Genomic DNA, 1584 nt, shown 5'->3' on the forward strand with positions numbered 1-1584 from the left:
GCGTAGACGTGGATGCGCCAGCGGCCATCAGCCGTTGCCTGGTGGCCCTGGTGCAGAGGGTTGGCATCGCACACACGCATCACGCGGGCGGACTTGAAGCGCTTGCCCACGGGGTAGCCGGCGGCCAGGTCCTGGTGCTCGGCGCCCGCGGTGATCAGGGATGGCTGGTACTCGGTCATGAACCCGGCCGGGAACTCGGACGTCTTGACGTAGAAATCCTCCAGGTAGGAGGGGTCCGGCAACTTGTCCTGCGGGGTGGCCATCAGCGTGGACCACTCGCGATCGAAGTCGATCAGGTTCTTGGCGATCACCTGACGTTCCTCGGAGTAAGTGTCCAGCAACGATTCGCTGGCGCGCCCGGACAGCACGGCGCCCAGCTTCCACCCCAGGTTCCAACCATCCTGCATGGACACGTTCATGCCCTGGCCGGCCTTGGCGGAGTGCGTGTGGCAGGCATCGCCGGCGATGAACACGCGGGGTACGCGAGTGCCGCGGTCCTCGGTGTCGACGTCGTCGAAATGGTCCGTCAGTCGGTGGCCCACCTCGTAGACCGAAGACCACGCCACGGACTTCACATCCACGCTGTAGGGGTTGATGATTTGGTTGGCGCGCCTGATGATCTCCTCGACCGGGGTTTGGCGCACCTTGCGGTTGTCGTCCGCGGCCACTTCGCCCAAGTCCACGTACATGCGGAACAAGAAACCGCCCTCGCGGGGGATCAAAAGGATTGAGCCGTTGCGGGAGTTGATCGCGCACTTGGTGCGGATATCCGGGAAGTCCGTGTTGGCCAGAACGTCCATCACGCCCCATGCGTGGTTGGCGCCCTTGCCCTCGAGCTTGCGACCGATGGCCTTGCGCACACCCGAGCCGGCGCCGTCGCAACCAAAGACGTGCTTGGCGCGAATGGTGCGCTCTTCGCCCTCGCGCTCGCCGGCTGCGTAACGGACCGTGACGGACACGGGGTACTCCGCATCCTGATCGACCTGCAGGCCGCCGAACTCGATACCGTAGTTGGGTTTGATCTTGGCGGGGCCGTCAGCGGCGGCTTCCAAGAAGTAGTCGAGCACGCGTGCCTGGTTCACGATCAGGTGCGGGAACTCGGAGACGCCGTACGGGTCATCCGCGGGACGACCCGTGCGCACGATGTTCTCCGGATTTTCGGGATCCGGGTTCCAGAAGCACATCTCGGTCAGGTGGAAGGCCTCCTGGGTGATGCGCTCGGCGAAACCGAAGGACTGGAACGTCTCCACGCTGCGGGCCTGGATACCGTCCGCCTGACCGATCTGCAGGCGACCGGGGCGGCGCTCAATGATGCGCGTATTCACGTTGGGGTACTGGGTCAACTGGGCTGCGGCGATCACGCCGGCGGGGCCGGTGCCAACGATCAGGACGTCCATCTCATCCGGAAGGTCTTCCGGGCGGTCGATTCCGTAGCCCTGAGGAGCAGCGATTCGCGGATCCTCGGAAACATATCCGTGCTGGTGAAATTGCATGCCTGGCTCCTCGAAGTACGTGACGGCGCGCGTCATTGCGTGCGGCTCTGCTGGTTGAAAGTTTAGGGGAGGTGACCCGGCCGGATGTGGT

At 64.4% G+C, this 1584-nt stretch carries 1 protein-coding gene; it reads right to left on the reverse strand.

Features of this window, described 5'->3' with window-relative positions; translation table 11 throughout:
* A partial coding sequence (locus tag Q4E95_RS13725; RefSeq protein ID WP_303383826.1) for an FAD-dependent monooxygenase occupies nucleotides 1-1493 on the reverse strand: 1493 nt, incomplete at its 3' end.
* Nucleotides 1494-1584: the final 91 nt, after the last annotated feature.

Origin of the sequence: Kocuria sp., assembly GCF_030536815.1 — a bacterium.
Classification (GTDB): Bacteria; Actinomycetota; Actinomycetes; order Actinomycetales; family Micrococcaceae; genus Kocuria; species Kocuria gwangalliensis.